Annotated in this window: 15 protein-coding genes; 11 read left to right on the forward strand and 4 right to left on the reverse strand. The window is 77.1% G+C overall.

What is annotated here, in order from left to right:
* The first annotated feature begins 11 nt into the window (after positions 1-11).
* Positions 12-1,217, forward strand: coding sequence for a cytochrome P450 (locus tag D0Z06_RS09740; RefSeq protein WP_117377185.1), 1,206 nt, complete (start codon positions 12-14; stop codon positions 1,215-1,217).
* Between the two features lie 10 nt (positions 1,218-1,227).
* Here the strand turns inward: D0Z06_RS09740 and D0Z06_RS09745 are convergent, their stop codons facing one another.
* Complete coding sequence (locus tag D0Z06_RS09745; RefSeq protein ID WP_233517577.1) at positions 1,228-1,815, reverse strand: TVP38/TMEM64 family protein; 588 nt, start codon at positions 1,813-1,815, stop codon at positions 1,228-1,230.
* Between the two features lie 56 nt (positions 1,816-1,871).
* Here D0Z06_RS09745 and D0Z06_RS09750 point away from each other — a divergent pair, with 56 nt between their 5' ends.
* From D0Z06_RS09750 to D0Z06_RS09760, 3 genes are read left to right on the forward strand one after another with little or no spacing between them, the layout of a single operon-like run.
* Positions 1,872-2,999 carry a hypothetical protein gene (locus D0Z06_RS09750; protein ID WP_117377186.1) on the forward strand — a complete coding sequence of 376 codons (1,128 nt, stop codon included), beginning with the start codon at positions 1,872-1,874 and terminating at the stop codon, positions 2,997-2,999.
* A gap of 21 nt (positions 3,000-3,020) precedes the next feature.
* Positions 3,021-3,560, forward strand: a complete 540-nt coding sequence (locus D0Z06_RS09755; RefSeq protein ID WP_117377187.1) for a GNAT family N-acetyltransferase — start codon at positions 3,021-3,023, stop codon at positions 3,558-3,560.
* 15 nt (positions 3,561-3,575) lie between these two features.
* Complete coding sequence (locus D0Z06_RS09760; protein WP_117377188.1) at positions 3,576-4,727, forward strand: acyl-CoA dehydrogenase family protein; 1,152 nt, start codon at positions 3,576-3,578, stop codon at positions 4,725-4,727.
* Here D0Z06_RS09760 and D0Z06_RS09765 read toward each other — a convergent pair.
* From D0Z06_RS09765 to D0Z06_RS09775, 3 genes are all read right to left on the reverse strand, one after another.
* Entirely contained in the window at positions 4,690-5,682 is a 993-nt protein-coding gene (locus D0Z06_RS09765; RefSeq protein WP_117377189.1) for an NAD(P)H-dependent flavin oxidoreductase, read from the reverse strand. The genes D0Z06_RS09760 and D0Z06_RS09765 overlap by 38 nt on opposite strands.
* Before the next feature lie 77 nt (positions 5,683-5,759).
* A complete protein-coding gene (locus D0Z06_RS09770; protein ID WP_117377190.1) occupies positions 5,760-7,127 on the reverse strand; it encodes a phosphotransferase family protein in 1,368 nt (455 codons plus the stop codon).
* The gene (locus D0Z06_RS09775; protein ID WP_117377191.1) at positions 7,124-8,380 is read right to left on the reverse strand and encodes an acyl-CoA dehydrogenase family protein; all 1,257 of its coding nucleotides are present in this window, start codon (positions 8,378-8,380) and stop codon (positions 7,124-7,126) included. The genes D0Z06_RS09770 and D0Z06_RS09775 overlap by 4 nt, the downstream gene beginning before the upstream one ends.
* Before the next feature lie 185 nt (positions 8,381-8,565).
* On the opposite strand from D0Z06_RS09775, the gene D0Z06_RS09780 reads away from it, so the two are divergent.
* The 7 genes from D0Z06_RS09780 to D0Z06_RS09810 all read left to right on the forward strand — a co-directional run bounded on the left by D0Z06_RS09780 (position 8,566) and on the right by D0Z06_RS09810 (position 15,307).
* The gene (locus tag D0Z06_RS09780) at positions 8,566-9,612 is read left to right on the forward strand and encodes an LLM class F420-dependent oxidoreductase (RefSeq protein WP_117377192.1); all 1,047 of its coding nucleotides are present in this window, start codon (positions 8,566-8,568) and stop codon (positions 9,610-9,612) included.
* Positions 9,609-10,415 (forward strand): enoyl-CoA hydratase/isomerase family protein, encoded by an 807-nt coding sequence (locus tag D0Z06_RS09785; protein WP_117377193.1) that lies wholly within the window; start codon positions 9,609-9,611, stop codon positions 10,413-10,415. The genes D0Z06_RS09780 and D0Z06_RS09785 overlap by 4 nt, the downstream gene beginning before the upstream one ends.
* A gap of 20 nt (positions 10,416-10,435) precedes the next feature.
* Complete coding sequence (locus D0Z06_RS09790) at positions 10,436-11,308, forward strand: enoyl-CoA hydratase/isomerase family protein (RefSeq protein ID WP_117377194.1); 873 nt, start codon at positions 10,436-10,438, stop codon at positions 11,306-11,308.
* Positions 11,309-11,319: 11 nt separating this feature from the next.
* A complete protein-coding gene (locus tag D0Z06_RS09795; RefSeq protein WP_233517578.1) occupies positions 11,320-12,501 on the forward strand; it encodes an acyl-CoA dehydrogenase family protein in 1,182 nt (393 codons plus the stop codon).
* Entirely contained in the window at positions 12,494-13,273 is a 780-nt protein-coding gene (locus tag D0Z06_RS09800; protein ID WP_199522236.1) for an SDR family NAD(P)-dependent oxidoreductase, read from the forward strand. The genes D0Z06_RS09795 and D0Z06_RS09800 overlap by 8 nt, the downstream gene beginning before the upstream one ends.
* Complete coding sequence (locus tag D0Z06_RS09805) at positions 13,273-14,415, forward strand: acyl-CoA dehydrogenase family protein (protein ID WP_117377196.1); 1,143 nt, start codon at positions 13,273-13,275, stop codon at positions 14,413-14,415. The genes D0Z06_RS09800 and D0Z06_RS09805 overlap by 1 nt, the downstream gene beginning before the upstream one ends.
* A gap of 178 nt (positions 14,416-14,593) precedes the next feature.
* Positions 14,594-15,307 (forward strand): TetR/AcrR family transcriptional regulator, encoded by a 714-nt coding sequence (locus D0Z06_RS09810; RefSeq protein WP_117377370.1) that lies wholly within the window; start codon positions 14,594-14,596, stop codon positions 15,305-15,307.
* Positions 15,308-15,352 lie beyond the last annotated feature (45 nt).

The raw sequence follows: 15,352 nt of genomic DNA on the forward strand, positions 1-15,352 counted from the left end.
AGGGACCGGCCGTGACCAGCACCGCAGCCCCCGCCCACCTGCCCACCACCGCCGCCGACCCGTTCGCCCACGAGGCCCTCGAGGACCCGCTGCCGCTGCACCGGGAGCTGCGCGAGGCCGGCCCGGTCGTGCACCTCGAGCGCTACGACGTCTTCGCCCTCGCCCGGTACGCCGAGGTGCGCGCGGCGCTGGTCGACTGGCAGGACTTCTCCTCCGGGGCGGGCGTCGGGCTGTCCAACTTCCGCTACGAGAAGCCGTGGCGGCCGCCGTCCCTGCTGCTGGAGGCCGACCCGCCCCGGCACGACGCCCCCCGCCGCGTGCTGTCCAAGGTGCTCGGTCCCCGCGCGCTGCACCGGCTGCGCGAGCGCTGGGCCGCGGACGCCGAGGCGCTGGTCGACGAGGTCCTCGACCGCGGCGAGTTCGACGCCGTCCCGCACCTCACCGAGGCCTTCCCGCTGCGCGTCTTCCCCGACGCGGTGGGCATCCCGCAGGAGGGCCGGGAGAACCTGCTGCCCTACGGCAACCACGCCTTCAACGCCTTCGGCCCCGACAACGACCTCACGCGGGCCGGCGCCCCGCGGGTCGCCGAGCTCTCCGCCTGGGTGGCCGCGCAGTGCGCCCGCGACGTGCTGGCGCCCGAGGGCTTCGGCGCCGACATCTGGGCGCAGGCCGACCGGGGCGAGATCACCCCGGAGCAGGCGCCGCTCGTCGTCCGCTCGCTGCTCACCGCCGGGGTCGACACCACGGTCCACGGGCTGTCCGCCGTCCTGTACGCCCTGGCGACCCACCCGGCCGAGTGGGAGCGGCTGCGCGCGCAGCCCGCGCTCGCCCGGGTGGCCTTCGACGAGGCGGTGCGCTGGGAGTCCCCGGTGCAGACGTTCTTCCGGACGGCGACCCGGGACGTCGCCGTCGGCGGCACCGTCATCCCGGACGGGCGCAAGATCCTCATGTTCCTCGCCGCGGCCAACCGCGACCCGCGCCGCTGGGCCGACCCGGACCGGTTCGACCTCACCCGCGACCCGTCGGGCCACGTCGGCTTCGGGTTCGGCATCCACCAGTGCGTCGGCCAGCACGTCGCCCGGCTGGAGGCCGGGTCGCTGCTCACCGCGCTGACCCGGCGGGTGGCCCGCATCGAGCTCGCCGGGCCGACGACGCGGCACCACAACAACACCCTGCGCGCCTGGGGGAGCATCCCGGTCCGGCTGGTCCCGGCCTGACGGCCGCCGCTCAGAGCCAGCTGATCAGCGAGGCGCCGACGGCCACGTGCAGCACCGAGCCGGGCACCACCCCGACCGCGGTGCCCAGCACGTAGGGCCGCCAGCGCAGCCCGGTCAGCCCCGCGGCGTAGCTGGTGAGCACGAACGGCAGCGGGCTCACGCGGGCGGTGAGGACGGCGAGGAACCCGCGGTCGGCCAGCAGCCGCTCGGCCCGGTCCAGCCGCCGCCCGGCGACCCGGGCCACCGCGTCCCGGCCGAGCACCCGGGACAGACCGAAGCCCGCCACCCCGCCGAGGAACCCGCCGGCCACCGCCACCCCCAGGCCGGCCGGGAAGCCCGCGGCGGCGCCGAGCAGCACCGACACCGCCGTCCGCGGCACCGGCACGAGCATCGCCAGCGACGTCGCGAGGACGAGCAGCGTCCAGCTGCCGGGCCCGGCGGAGTCCAGCCAGCCGCGCACGGCGGGCACCCCGGGGCGGTCCACGGTCAGCGCCAGCACGACCGCGACGACGAGGAGCACCCCCAGCAGCGCCAGCCGGGCCCACGGCCCTCGCAGGGTGCGGAGCACCCGGTCGAGGTCGGGTCGGGCGGGGCTCACCCGCGCCAGGCTACGGCCGCGGGAAACCGCTTGCGGGCGCTGCGACGGTGGGCGGCGTGACACCCGACCGGCTGCTCGTCGACTTCTTCTACGCCCAGCAGCTCGGGCACGCCGTCGAGGCGCTGCAGTACTGCGTGGGCCACGCGGCGGCGGTGCCGGGGCGGGAGGTGTCGCTGCTGCTCAACGCCGCGACACCGACCGAGCTGGCCACCTGGTGCGCCGCGGTCCGGGCGGTGCACCCGGTCCGGCAGCCCTTCCTCGAGCCCGCCCCGGGCGCGGCGGCGGCGCTGGCCGGCGTCCCCCGGGACTGGGACTGGGTCGTCGACGACGCCCGCCGCCACCAGCCGTTCCAGCTGGAGCTGTTCCCCGGCATGCGCGACCACTACGCCGCCTCCGACGCGCACCTGCGGGCCCGCGCCGGCCGGTCGGTCGCCGGGGCCCGCCGCGCCGGGTACCTGCCGCGGCAGCGGGTGCGGCTCGACCTGCCCGCCGGCGCCCGGGCGGCCGCCGCCCGCCGCCTGCCCGGGGGGCCGCGGCTGGCCCTGCTGCCCGCAGGGTCCGCGGAGCCCGCCCTCTACCCGTCGGTCGCGTCGTGGGAGCTGGTGCTCGACGCGCTGGCCGCCGCGGTCCCGGGCCTGCGGGTGGTCCTGCTCGGCCGCACCGCCCGGGACGAGCGCACCGCGACCGGGCTGCCGCCGGCCGACCTGCGCCGCCTGCTCGGCCACGCGAGCGCCCCCGTCGACGGCGTCGACCGGCCGCTGGCCGAGCAGCTCGCCCTCGTCGAGGCCTGCGGCGTGTTCCTCGCCCCGCACACCGGGTTCGGGCTGGCCGCCCTCGCCGTCGGCACGCCGTGGCTGGCGCTGTCGGGCGGCCGCTGGTTCGAGTACTGGTTCAACGGCGTGCCGTTCCGCTCCGTGCTGCCCGACACGGCGCGGTTCCCGGCGTTCACCCAGTTCGACCCGGCCGCGGTCGTCGACGACGGGGACGACGGCCCGCGCACGCCGAGCATGACCCGCGCCCGCGTGCGGGCCGACCTCGACCGGCTGGTCACCGCGGCCCGCGAGCTGCTCGCCGGCGGGCCGGCCTACGAGCAGGCCGTCGCCGACTACTTCCGCGAGCTGCGGGAGGTGGTCGACCCCGCGGCGATCTGGTCGATCGACGGGGTGCACGCCGACCACGTGTGACGCGACGGGCAGGATGGCGGCGTGGCCGACGGGCAGCGGGTGAGGGACGCGACGGCGGCCGACGCGGCGGCCTGCGCGGGGATCTACGCGCCCTACGTCCGCGACACGGCGTTCTCGTTCGAGGCCGAGCCGCCGTCGACCGCCGAGATGGCCGGCCGCATCGACGCCGCCTTGGCCGCGCACGCCTGGGTGGTCCTGGAGGACGGCGGCGAGGTCGCCGGCTACGCCTACGGGACGGCCTTCATGACCCGCGAGGCCTACCGCTGGTCGACGACGGTGAGCGTCTACACCGACCCCGGCCGCCGGCGACCCGGTGCCGGCCGGGCGCTCTACGCCGCGCTGCTCGACCGGCTGGCCGGCCGGGGCTACCGCCGCGCGCTCGCCGGCATCGTCCTGCCCAACCCGGCCAGCGAGGGGCTGCACCGGGCGCTGGGCTTCGTGCCGGTGGGCACCTACCGCCGGGTGGGCTGGAAGCTGGGGCGCTGGCACGACGTCGCCTGGTACCAGCGCCCGCTCGGGCCCGAGGGGGACGACGACGGCGCGCCGGAGCCGCCGCGCTGAGGACGGGAGGTCCGCATGACCGCGCTGAGCGGCCAGGAGCAGGAGATGGTGGCCCTCACGGCCGCCTTCGTCGACGAGCGGGTGCGCCCGCGGGTCCGGGAGTTCGAGGCCGGTGACCACTACCCGGAGCCGCTGATCGAGGAGATGAAGGCCCTCGGCGTCTTCGGGCTGCTGGTGCCCGAGGAGCACGGCGGCAGCGCGGTCAGCACCGCCTGCTTCGCCCGGGTCACCGAGGAGCTGGCCCGCGGCTGGATGAGCCTGGCCGGCGCGATCGGCGGCCACTCGGTGATCGCGCACCTGCTGCGGACCTACGGGACGCCCGAGCAGCAGGCCGCCCACCTGCCGCGGATGGCCGACGGGTCGCTGCGGGCCACCATGGCGCTCACCGAGCCCTCGGGCGGCAGCGACCTGCAGGCCATGCGGACCACCGCCCGGCTCGACGGCGGCACCTACCGGGTCACCGGCAGCAAGACGTGGATCTCCAACGCCCAGCACGCCGGCCTGATCGGCCTGCTGTGCCGCACCGACCCCGACGCGGACCCGCCGCACCGCGGGATGGGCGTGCTCCTCGTCGAGCCGGGGGAAGGACTCACCGTCGGCCCGAAGATCGACAAGCTCGGGTACCGGGGCGTCGAGGCCTGCGAGATCGTCTTCGACGACATGGCCGTGCCCGCCTCCGCGCTGCTCGGCGGCGAGCCCGGCCGCGGCTGGGTGCAGATGATGCGCGGCCTGGAGGTCGGCCGCATCCAGGTCGCCGCCCGCGCGGTCGGGGTGGCCCAGGCCGCGCTGGCCGCGGCCACCCGTTACGCCCAGGAGCGGGAGTCCTTCGGGCAGCCCATCTGGCGGCACCAGTCGGTGGGCAACCTGCTCGCCGACATGGCCACGCGGGTGCAGGCCGCCCGGCTGCTCACCGCCGACGCCGCGCAGCGGCTCGACGCCGGGGGCCGCGCGGACATGGAGGCGGGCATGGCCAAGCTGTTCGCCTCCGAGACCGCCATGCAGGTCGCGCTCGACGCGATGCGCGTGCACGGCGGCTACGGCTACAGCCGCGAGTACGACGTGGAGCGCTATTTCCGCGACGCCCCGCTGATGATCCTCGGCGAGGGCACCAACGAGATCCAGCGCTCGGTCATCGCCGCCCAGTGGATCGCCCGGCACCGGGTCTGAGCGCGGCCTCGGCGTGCGCCGCCAGGTCGGCGACCACCTCGGCGGCCGGCCGCACCGCGGTCACCCCGGCCACGCCCGCACCGGCGTACAGGGCCATGGCCGCCACGTCGCCGGAGACGGCGGTCAGCGGCGGCAGCCCGGCGCCGGGCGGGAGCGGCACCTCGCGGCCGCCGGCGCTCAGCGTGCCGACGACGTCGCCGTCGAAGGAGCTGACCCGCGCGACGGCGCTGCTGAGCACCCGGGCCCGGGCGTTCGTCGCGCACAGCGGGCACCCGGCGGCGAACGCGCCGGTCACCTCGGTGGTGCCGGGGCCGGCCTCGACCAGGGCCCGCTTGTACCCCGGGTGCGCCCCGGACTCCTCGGTCGCGACGAAGAGCGTGCCGATCCGGGCGCCGTCCGCGCCGTCGGCCAGCACCGCCGCCAGGGCCGGGCCCGAGGCGATCCCGCCGGCGGCCAGGACGGGGACGGGCACCGCGCCGAGGACCTCGGCCAGCAGCGGGCGCAGCGGCCGCGAGCCCCGCACGTGCCCGCCCGCCTCCACCCCCTGGACGGCCACCACGTCGCAGCCGGCGTCCGCGGCCGCCCGGGCCTCGTCCGCCGAGCCGACCTGCCAGCTCGCCAGCGCGCCCGCGCCGTGCACCAGCTCCACCAGCCGGGGCCGCGGGTCCAGCCAGAAGAAGTCGACCAGCCGCACCCGCTCGGCGACCGCGACGACGAGGTCCTCGTCGACGTCCTCGGTGAGCACGTTGACCGCGAGCACCCCGGTGGTGCGCGCCCGGGCCTTCGCCACGGCGCGCAGGACCTGGTCGAGCTCCAGGCCGAGGGCCGACAGCGTGCCCACCGCGCCCGCCGACGCGACCGCCGCGGCCAGCGCCGGGGTGGAGACCGCGCCCATCGGCGCCTGCTGGACCGGGACCGTGCAGCCGGTCAGCTCCGTGAACCGGGTGGCGGTCATGGCGCCTCCTCGACGCGGTGCCGGGGGACGACGGTCGCGCCGGGGCCGGGCCACGTCAAGGGCCCGCGGCCCGCCGGTCAGCCGGGCACGGCCAGGTGCCGCGGGTTGCCGATGGCCAGCCGGTCGCGCACCGCGGCCCGCACCACCCCGACCACCTCGTCGCGGCGGTCGTCGAGGGAGCCGTCGGTGATCGCCCGGGAGAGCGCCGCGTCGTCCGCGCAGCCCAGCGCGGCCAGCGCGGCCCGGTGCCGCTCCCGGGCGGCGGGGCCCAGCGCCAGCTCGCGCCGCACGGCGGCCAGCACGTTGCCGGCGACCCGGGCGTGGAACCCCGTGCGGCCCGGGGCGTGCGCGCGCACGTCGTCGTCCAGGTAGGCGGTCACCGCGGCGAGCAGCTCGGTCGCCGTCGGCCGGCCGGTGAGCAGCTCGTCGCCGGCCGGCGGCGGCGGGTCCGGCGGCGCCGCGCCGTCCGGGGCGTCCAGCCCGAGGGCGAGCAGCGCGTCGAACTCCTGCTCGCACGCCCGCCGGCCGATCGCGGCCAGCTCGACCGAGGGCTCGGCGCCCGACAGGTGCCGGCCGGCCATGACCCCGCACATCAGCCCCCACTGGACGGTGCCGTAGAGCTCCCACCAGTGCAGCTGCTCGAGGGTCGGCCGCCACCCGGCCACCGCGGCGTAGGCGTCCAGCAGCTCCTCCCGGGTGCCCACCCCACCGGCCGGCAGCGGCGAGCCGAAGCGCCAGACCTTCGCGCACAGCCAGCCGAGGTCCTCGACCGGGTCGCCGCGGTGCACCAGCTCCCAGTCCAGGACGGCGCGCAGCCCGTCGGGGCCGACCACGAGGTTGCCCAGCCGCAGGTCGCCGTGCACCAGCGCCTCGGGCGCCGGCGCCGGCCGCTCGTCGCGCAGCCGGCGCAGCGCCAGGGCCAGGCCCGGCGGGGGAGGGGAGTCCCCGCCGTAGGCGGTCAGCAGGCGCTCGAGCGGATCGGTGGGCGGCGCCACCGACGGCACCTCCGCCGCCGGGACGGCGTGCAGCCGGGCCAGGGCCGCCGCCAGCTGCGCCACCAGCCCGGACCGGGCCGCGGCGAACCCGGGCTCGCGCAGCAGCCGGCGCGGGATCGTCTCGCCCTCCACCCGGTCCATGAGCAGGTAGCCGCGCCCCAGCGGTCCGCCGTCGTCCCCGAGGTCGACCACCTCCGGCACCGGCACCCCGGCCCGCGCCGCGGCCGCCATCGCCTCGGCCTCCACCGCCAGCGGCACCCCGCCGGTGCCCGCGCCGCTGCGCAGCACCAGATCCCGGCCGCCGCCGTCCGCGCCGACGGAGGTGAACGCCCAGGTCTCCCGGCTCGCGCCGCCGGAGAGGCGCGCCAGCCCCTCGACGCGCACCGGCGCACCGGCCAGCGCGGTCAGCCGCGCCGCGAGCCGGTCGGCGAGGGCGGCGTCCGGGGTCACCGGAGGAAGCCGAACAGCTGCCCGGCGACCCGGCGCATCTGGATCTCCTCGGCGCCCTCGGTGATCCGGTAGCGGCGGTGGTGCCGGTAGATGTGCTCGAAGGGCAGGTGGCGGCTGTAGCCCATCCCGCCGTGCACCTGCATGGCGCGGTCGGCCGCGTCGCAGACCAGCCGGTTGCCGCGGTAGTTGCACATCGACACCCGGTGGCCGATCGAGACGGCCGGCTCCCCGCGGGAGGTCAGCTCGTCGAGCTCGACCGCGGTCCGGCGGATGAGCGTGCGCACCAGCTCCGCCTCGGTGTGCAGCTCGACCAGCGGCCACTGCACCGCCTGGCGCTCGGCGAGCGGCCGGCCGAAGGTGACCCGCTGCCGGGCGTGCGCCACCGAGCGGTCGATGCAGTACTGCGCCGCGCCGACCCCCGAAGCGGCCTGCCGGATGCGGTTCTCGTGCACGAAGGTCTGCGCGATCGCCAGCCCCTCGCCCTCGGCGCCCAGGATCGCCGCGTCGGGCACCCGGACCCCGTCGAGCACGACCTCGCCGTGGTCGGAGGGCATGTTCAGCGTCCACCAGAAGAACGGCACCGAGAAGCCGGGGGCGTCGGTGGGCACGAGGAACGCGGTGATGCCCCGGGCGTCCCCCGGCGAGCTGGAGGTGCGGGCGAACACCAGGTCGTGGGTGGCGGTGTGCACGCCGGTGTTCCACCGCTTGCGCCCGTCGACCACCCAGTCGCCGTCCCGCCGCACGGCGGTGGTCTCCAGCCACGTCGCGTCGCTGCCGTGGTCGGGCTCGGTGAGCCCGAAGGCCAGCCCGCGTGCGCCGGTGATCAGCGGCTCGACGAACTCCGCCCGCTGCTCGGGCGTGCCGAACAGGTGCAGCAGCTGGGGCATGACGAGGTTGCCGACGACGCTGTGCTCGTTCTGCAGGTCGTTGTGCAGGCCCAGGCCGCGGTGCGCCAGGTGCTCGCGGATGACGGCCATGTCCAGGTTGCCGCCGTCCCGGCCGCCGAGCTCGGCCGGCAGGGAGTACCGCAGCCACCCGGCCGCGTCGGCGCGCCGCCGCACCTCGGCCAGCAGCTCCTCCCACTCCCGGGCCGGGACGCCCCCGGCGTCCACGTCGGTGCGCGCGAACTCCCGCCGGTGGTCGAAGAAGCGGGCGTTGTCGTCCTGCTCGTGCAGCGGGTCGATCTCCTCGGCGACGAAGGTGTCGAGGTCGGACAGCAGCGCGGTCAGCCGCGGGGGGAGCGAGGGGTCCACGTCGGTCCTTCCGGGGTGGGGAGAGCGGGCCCGGGGGGAGGTCGTGCGGACGATGGCAGCGCCTCCCGCCGCCGTCAAACGCCGGGTCCGTGACGGGGTCCCGGCCGGTTGACGCACGCCTCAAGTCGTCCCTACCGTGCGGTGGTGGACGCCGGCCACGCCGGCACCGGGAGGAGGGGAGCGGCGTGCGCATCGGGATGCGGGTCGGCTACAGCGGCGGGTTCCGGGAGGCGGCCGAGGAGCTGGCCGATCTCGAGAAGGCGGGCCTGGACATGGTCTCGATCGCCGAGGCGTACAGCTTCGACGCGGTCAGCCAGCTCGGCTACCTCGCCGCGGTCACCGACCGGCTCGAGCTCACCTCCGGGATCCTGCAGGCGTTCACCCGCACGCCCACGCTGACCGCGATGACCGCGGCGGGCCTCGACCACGTCTCCGGCGGCCGGTTCACCCTCGGCCTCGGTGCCTCCGGGCCCCAGGTCGTCGAGGGGTTCCACGGCGTCCCGTACGACGCCCCGCTGGGGCGCATCCGGGAGATCGTCGACATCTGCCGGATGGTGTGGCGGAGGGAGCGGGTCGAGTACCCCGGCCGGTACTACACGCTCCCCCTGCCCCCCGAGCAGGGCACGGGCCTCGGCAAGCCGCTCAAGCTGATCAACACCCCGGTGCGCGAGCGCATCCCGGTGACCCTGGCCGCCATCGGGCCGAGGAACGTCGAGCTCGCCGCCGAGATCGCCGAGGGGTGGGAGCCGATCTTCTTCCACCCCGGCCGGGCGGCCGAGACCTGGGGGGCGGCCCTCGCCGCCGGCCGGGCCAGGCGGGACCCGGCGCTCGGGCCGCTCCAGGTGCTGGTCGGCGCGCCCTGCGCCGTGGGCGAGGGTCTCGAGGAGCTCCGCGACGCCGCCCGCCACCAGCTCGCCCTCTACATCGGCGGGATGGGTGCCCGCGGCAAGAACTTCTACAACGAGCTGACCGTGCGCTACGGCTTCCCGGAGGCCGCCGCGCGGGTGCAGGACCTCTACCTGGACGGCCGCAAGGAGGAGGCGGCCGCGGCCGTGCCGCAGGAGCTGGTCGACGCGACCTCGCTCGTGGGCCCGGCCGGCTGGGTCGCCGAGCGCCTGGCGGCCATGGCCGAGGCCGGCGTGACCACCGTCGTCGCCCACCTCGTGCAGGCCGACCGGGAGGACCGGCTGCGCACGGTCGAGCAGCTGAAGAACCTGGCCGCGGACCTGTGAGCTCGAGCGGTGCCGGGGACCGGCCCGCCGACGGCGGGGGAGCGGTCCGGCTGACCCGGGACGGCCCCGTCGCCACCCTCACGCTGGCCAACCCGCGGCGGAAGAACGCCGTCGCGCGGTCCTCCTGGCGGCTGCTGCGCGCCGCGCTGGACGACGTGGTCGACGGCGGTGCCCGGGTCCTGGTCGTCACCGGCGCGGGCGAGGACTTCTGCGCGGGCGCCGACCTCTCCGACGCCGGGGCGGGGCGGCGGCCGCCGATGGTCGACATGGCCGAGGTCAACGCGGCCTGCCTCGCGCTGCACCGGCTGCCCGTCCCGACCGTCGCCCGCGTCGACGGGGTCGCCGTCGGCGCCGGGATGAACCTCGCCCTCGGGTGCGACTTCGTCGTCGCCTCGACCCGGGCCCGGTTCTCGGAGATCTTCGTCCGCCGCGGGCTGTCGGTCGACTTCGGCGGCTCCTGGCTGCTGCCCCGGCTCGTCGGCGCCCACCGCGCCAAGGAGCTGGTGCTGCTCGGGGACGAGATCGGCGCCGAGCGGGCCCGGGAGTGGGGTTTGGTCCGGGAGGTCGTGGCCCCCGAGGAGCTCGACGGGACCGTCGACCGGCTCGTCGCACGGCTGCTCGCCGGCCCCCCGGTCGCCATGCGGCTGTCCAAGCGGATGCTCGACGACGCCTGGGAGGTGTCCTTCGAGCGCGCCCTGGAGGACGAGGCCCGCGCCCAGCAGGTCAACTTCGGCACCGAGGACACCGCCGAGGCCGGCCGGGCCTTCCTCGAGAAGCGCGACCCCGTGTTCCGCGGGCGCTGACCCCCGACCAGGAGGCGACGATGACGTCCCCCGAGCCCGGCGCCCCCGTGCCGGTGCCGGCACCCCTGCCCGCCGGTCTGCCGGCCGACCTCGGCACCCTCCGGCTGGCCGCCCCCGAGCCCGGCGTCCTGGTGCTCACCCTCGACCGGCCCGAGCGGCTCAACGCGATGTCGGCCGACCTGCTCCGCGAGCTGCACGCGGTGCTCGACGCGCTCGCCGACGACCCCTCCGTCCGCGTGCTCGTGCTCACCGGCGCCGGCCGCGGCTTCTGCGCCGGCCTGGACCTCACCGCCTTCGACATGGGCGGCCCCGACCGGGCCACCCGGTCCCCGCAGGCCGGCCTGGCGCTGCAGAAGCACATCGCCGCGCTGGTGCCGAAACTGCGCGCGCTGCCGCAGGTGGTGATCGCCGCGGTCAACGGCCCTGCGGCCGGCGGCGGGCTGGCGCTGGCGCTGGCCGCGGACGTGCGGATCGGGGCGGCGTCGTCCCGCTACACCGTCGCCTTCGTGCGGCTGGGCCTCTCCGGCTGCGACATCGGGGTCAGCTGGCTGCTGCCCCGCCTGATCGGCGCCTCCCGCGCCTTCGAGCTGCTGCTCACCGGCCGGGTCGTCGACGCCCCCGAGGCCGACCGCATCGGCCTGGTCACCCGGGTGGTGCCCGACGAGGAGCTCCTCGACGCCGCCCTGGGCACCGCGCGGGCGGTGCTGGCCAACTCGCCGATGGGCGTGCGCATGACCAAGGAGGTCATGTGGAGCCAGCTGGAGGTGTCGAGCCTGCAGGCCGGCATCGACCTGGAGAACCGCACCCAGATCCTCAGCTCGTTCACCGGCGACCACCGGGAGGCCGCGCTGGCCTTCCGCGAGCGCCGGTCCCCGCACTTCCGCGACGCCTGAGAGGGGTGTCCGTGACCGACCGCGACCGCGTCGTCGAGACCGCCCGGAGCGTGGTGGCCGAGCACCCACCTGCCACCACCCCGCAGCGGGCGTTCCTCGGCGCCTGCTTCGACGCCGGCCTGGCCTGGGTGCACTTCCCGGAGGGCTTCGGCGGCCTCGGCGTCGCCCCCGGCCTCCAGGCCGTCGCCGACGGCATCCTGCAGGGCGCCGGCGGCCCCAACCCCTTCTGGCTCAACCCGATGGGCTACGGCATGGCCGGCCCCACGGTGATGGCGCACGCCTCCCGCGAGCTGGCCGCGCAGCTGCTGCGCCCCGACTACGTCTGCGACGAGATCTGGTGCCAGCTGTTCAGCGAGCCCGGCGCGGGCTCCGACCTCGCCGGGCTGGCCACCCGGGCCGTGCGCGACGGCGACACCTGGGTGGTCACCGGCCAGAAGGTGTGGACGTCGAACGCGCACAAGGCCCGCCGCGCGCTGCTGCTGGCCCGCACCGACCCCGACCAGCCCAAGCACCGCGGGCTGACCTACTTCGTGCTGGACATGACCGACCCCGGCGTCGAGGTCCGCCCGCTGCGCCAGATGACCGGTGAGGCCGAGTTCAACGAGGTGTACCTGCGGGAGGCGCGGATCCCCGACGCCCACCGCCTCGGCGAGGTCGGCCAGGGCTGGCACGTCGCCATGACCACGCTGATGAACGAGCGGACGGCGATCGGCGGCGGCAGCAGCGTCCGCGGCAGCGGCAGCATCGGCACCGCGCTGCGGCTGTGGCGCGAGCGCCCGGACCTGCGCACCCCGGCGCTGCGCGAGCGCCTGGTGCACCTGTTCGCCCGGGCCGACGCCGCCCGGCTCACCGGCGACCGCCAGCGGGCCGAGGCCGGCGAGCGGATCGGCCCCGAGGGCAGCATCGGCAAGCTCGTCGGCGCCGAGCTCAACCAGGACGTCCACGAGTGGTGCATGGACGCCCTCGGCGTCGAGGCCACCCTCTACAGCGGCTACGAGCCCCGCCCCGACGGCTCGCCACCGCCGGTGGAGGGGGAGGACCGGCAGCGGATGTTCCTGCGCAGCCGGGCCAACACCATCGAGGGCGGCACCTCCGAGGTGCTGCGCACCATCCTCGGCGAGCGGCTGCTCGGCCTGCCCGGCGACCTGCGCGCCGACACCGGCCGGCCGTGGAGCGAGGTGCCGCGTGGCTGAGGCGGGGGCCGGCGCGGCCCTGGCCGGGCGGGTCGCCCTGGTCACCGGCGGCGGCCGGGGCATCGGCGCGGCGATCAGCACCGAGCTGGCGCTGGCCGGCGCCGCCGTCGTCCTGACCTACCGGCGGGACGCCGACGCCGCGGCCGCGCTGGTCGACGAGCTGACCGGCGAGGGCGCCCGGGCGCACGCCGTCGAGGCGCACGTCGAGGACCCCGCCTCCTCGGAGCGGGCGGTCCAGGCCGCCGTCGAGCGCTTCGGTGCGCTCGACGTGCTGGTGAGCAACGCCGGGGTCGCCAGCCGCGGGAACCCGGTGGCGGCCACGACGCACGAGGAGCTGTCGTGGGTGCTGGCGGTGCACGCGCTCGGCCCGCACCAGCTGGTGCGGGCGGCGCTGCCGCACCTGCGCCGGCAGCCCCGCTCCGACGTCGTGTTCATCAGCAGCATCGCCGCCTCCACCTGGACACCGGGCGGTGCCCCGTACGCCATGGGCAAGGCGGCGGTCGAGGCGCTCGCGCACACCCTGGCCCGCGAGGAGCGCCGCGCCGGCGTGCGCGTCAACGTCGTCGCCCCCGGGCTCACCGACACCGAGATGGGCCGCCGGCTGGCCCGCGCCACCCGCAGCGTCGAGGACATCCACGAGCTCGACACCTCCTCGCCGTTCGGCCGGGTCTGCGCCCCCGAGGACGTCGCCCGGGTGGTGCGGTTCCTCGTCGGGCCCGAGGGCGGCTACGTGAACGACCAGCGGATCGTCGTCGACGGAGGGACCTTCTGATGGTCGAGTTCGAGTTCACCCCCGAGCAGCGCGACCTGCGCGCGGTCGCCCGGGAGTTCTGCACCGAGCGGTTCGCCGGGCCCGAGGTGCGCCGGCTGGTGGAGACCCCCGACGGCTTCGACCGGGAGGTCTGGCGCCGGCTGGGCCGCGACGTCGGGCTGCTCGGCCTGGCGCTGCCCGAGGAGCTCGGCGGGGCCGGCGCCGGCCTGGTCGACCTCGCGCTGGTCGCCGAGGAGTTCGGCCGGGCCGTCGCCCCGGCACCGTTGGTCGGCACGGTCGCGCTGGCGGCGACGGCGCTGCGGCTGGCCGGCGACGACGGCACCGCCGAGGAGCTGCTGCCGGCGATCGCCGAGGGCGAGGCCGTCGTCGCGCTCGCCGCCACGGACGACCGCGGCGCGTGGGCACCGGCCCAGCCGACCGTGCGGGCCACCCGCACCGACTCCGGCTGGCGGCTGACCGGCGAGCAGGCGCACGTGCTCGACGGCGCCGCCGCGGACGCCGTGCTGGTGCTCGCCACCACGGAGACCGGCACCGGCCTGTTCGCCGTCGACGGGGCGGCCGACGGCCTCACCCGCGAACCCCTGTCGGTGCTGGACCTGACCCGCCGGCTGGCGCGGCTGCGCTACGCCGACGTCCCCGCGCGGGCGGTGGGGGAGCCCGGGCAGGCCGCCACCGCGGTCGCCGGGGCGCGCGACGTCGCCGCCGTCGTCCTGGCCGCCGAGGCGGTCGGCGGCGCCCAGCGGCTGCTGGACATGTCGGTGGAGTACGCCAGGACCCGGCTGCAGTTCGGCCGGGCGATCGGCTCCTTCCAGGCGGTCAAGCACCGCTGCGCGGACATGCTGGTCGACGTCGAGCACGCCCGGTCGGTCGCCTACCACGCCGCCTGGGCGCAGGACGCGGGCACGGACGACCCCCGGGTCGCCGCCGACCTGGCCACGACGGTCACGGCCGAGGCCTACCTGCGCGTCGCGAAGAACACCGTCCAGGTGCACGGCGGCATCGGCTTCACCTGGGAGCACCCCACCCACCTGTACTACAAGCGCGCCGTCGGGGACGCCGCACTGCTCGGCGGCCGCGCCGCGGCCGCCGAGCGGCTCGCCGCGGCCGTGCTCGACGGCCCCGCGCTCGGCGGGGTGGCGTGACGCACACCCGACTCCTCCCGGCTGCCGCGCGGCCGCGGCGGTGACCGTCGGCAGCGACCGACCGGGGGTGCGCCGGCTCCTCCGCTCGTACCGTGACGTCGAGAGCGAACCGGTCGGCGCCGGGTCGGACCGGGAGGTACGCGGCCGCGCGAGCCGGTTCCCGATCGAGGGAGGGGTCGTGGGCGCGCAGCCAGCCGCAGGGATCGTGACCGTGCCGGGCCCGGCGCAGCAGGAGCGCCGCGACGCCGGGCCGCTGACCGGCAAGGGCCGGGCCCGCAAGGCCGAGCTCCTCGACGCAGCCCGTCGCGTGTTCGAGCGCCGGGGGTTCCTCGACACCCGCGTGGCGGACATCGTGGGCGAGGCCCGGGTCGCGCAGGGGACCTTCTACACCTACTTCGACTCGAAGGACGCGGTGTTCCAGGCCGTGGCCCGGGCGGTCGTGGCCGAGCTGCTCGAGGCCCTCCAGGCCGCCGGCCCGCACGCGGGCACGCCGTACGAGCGGGCCCACGCGGCGATGGAGCGCTTCGTCGACGCCTACCAGCCCCGGGCGCGGATCATCGCCCTCATCGAGCAGGTGGGCACCTTCACCCCGGAGCTCAAGCACCTGCGGCTGCAGGTCCGCGAGGCCTTCGTCGAGCGGGCCGCCCGCGGCATCGCCCACCAGCAGGAGTCCGGCGTCGCCGACCGGTCCCTGGACCCGGTGCTCACCGCCGAGGTGCTCGGCGCGATGGTCGACCACACCTGCTACGTGTGGCTCAACCTCGGCAAGGAGTTCGACCGCGAGGCGCTGCTGCGCACGCTGACCCTGGTCTGGGTCCGGGCGATCGGGGCCGAGGAGGCCGGGGGCACCGGCCGGCCCGGCGCGGCCGATCCGGTGCACGCCACCTCCTGACCCCTCGGGGCGGGTGCCCGGCGTACGGGCCGGGGGCGGCTCGCG

Origin of the sequence: Geodermatophilus marinus (assembly GCF_003428645.1) — a bacterium.
Lineage (GTDB): Bacteria > Actinomycetota > Actinomycetes > Mycobacteriales > Geodermatophilaceae > Geodermatophilus.

Bases quoted from the DNA above. Each gene is read 5' to 3' on its own strand.
- D0Z06_RS09805 (WP_117377196.1), top strand. From the start codon at position 13,273: ATGGTCGAGTTCGAGTTCACCCCCGAGCAGCGCGACCTGCGCGCGGTC.
- D0Z06_RS09760 (WP_117377188.1), top strand. From the start codon at position 3,576: ATGACCGCGCTGAGCGGCCAGGAGCAGGAGATGGTGGCCCTCACGGCC.
- D0Z06_RS09765 (WP_117377189.1), bottom strand. From the start codon at position 5,682: ATGACCGCCACCCGGTTCACGGAGCTGACCGGCTGCACGGTCCCGGTC.
- D0Z06_RS09790 (WP_117377194.1), top strand. From the start codon at position 10,436: ATGACGTCCCCCGAGCCCGGCGCCCCCGTGCCGGTGCCGGCACCCCTG.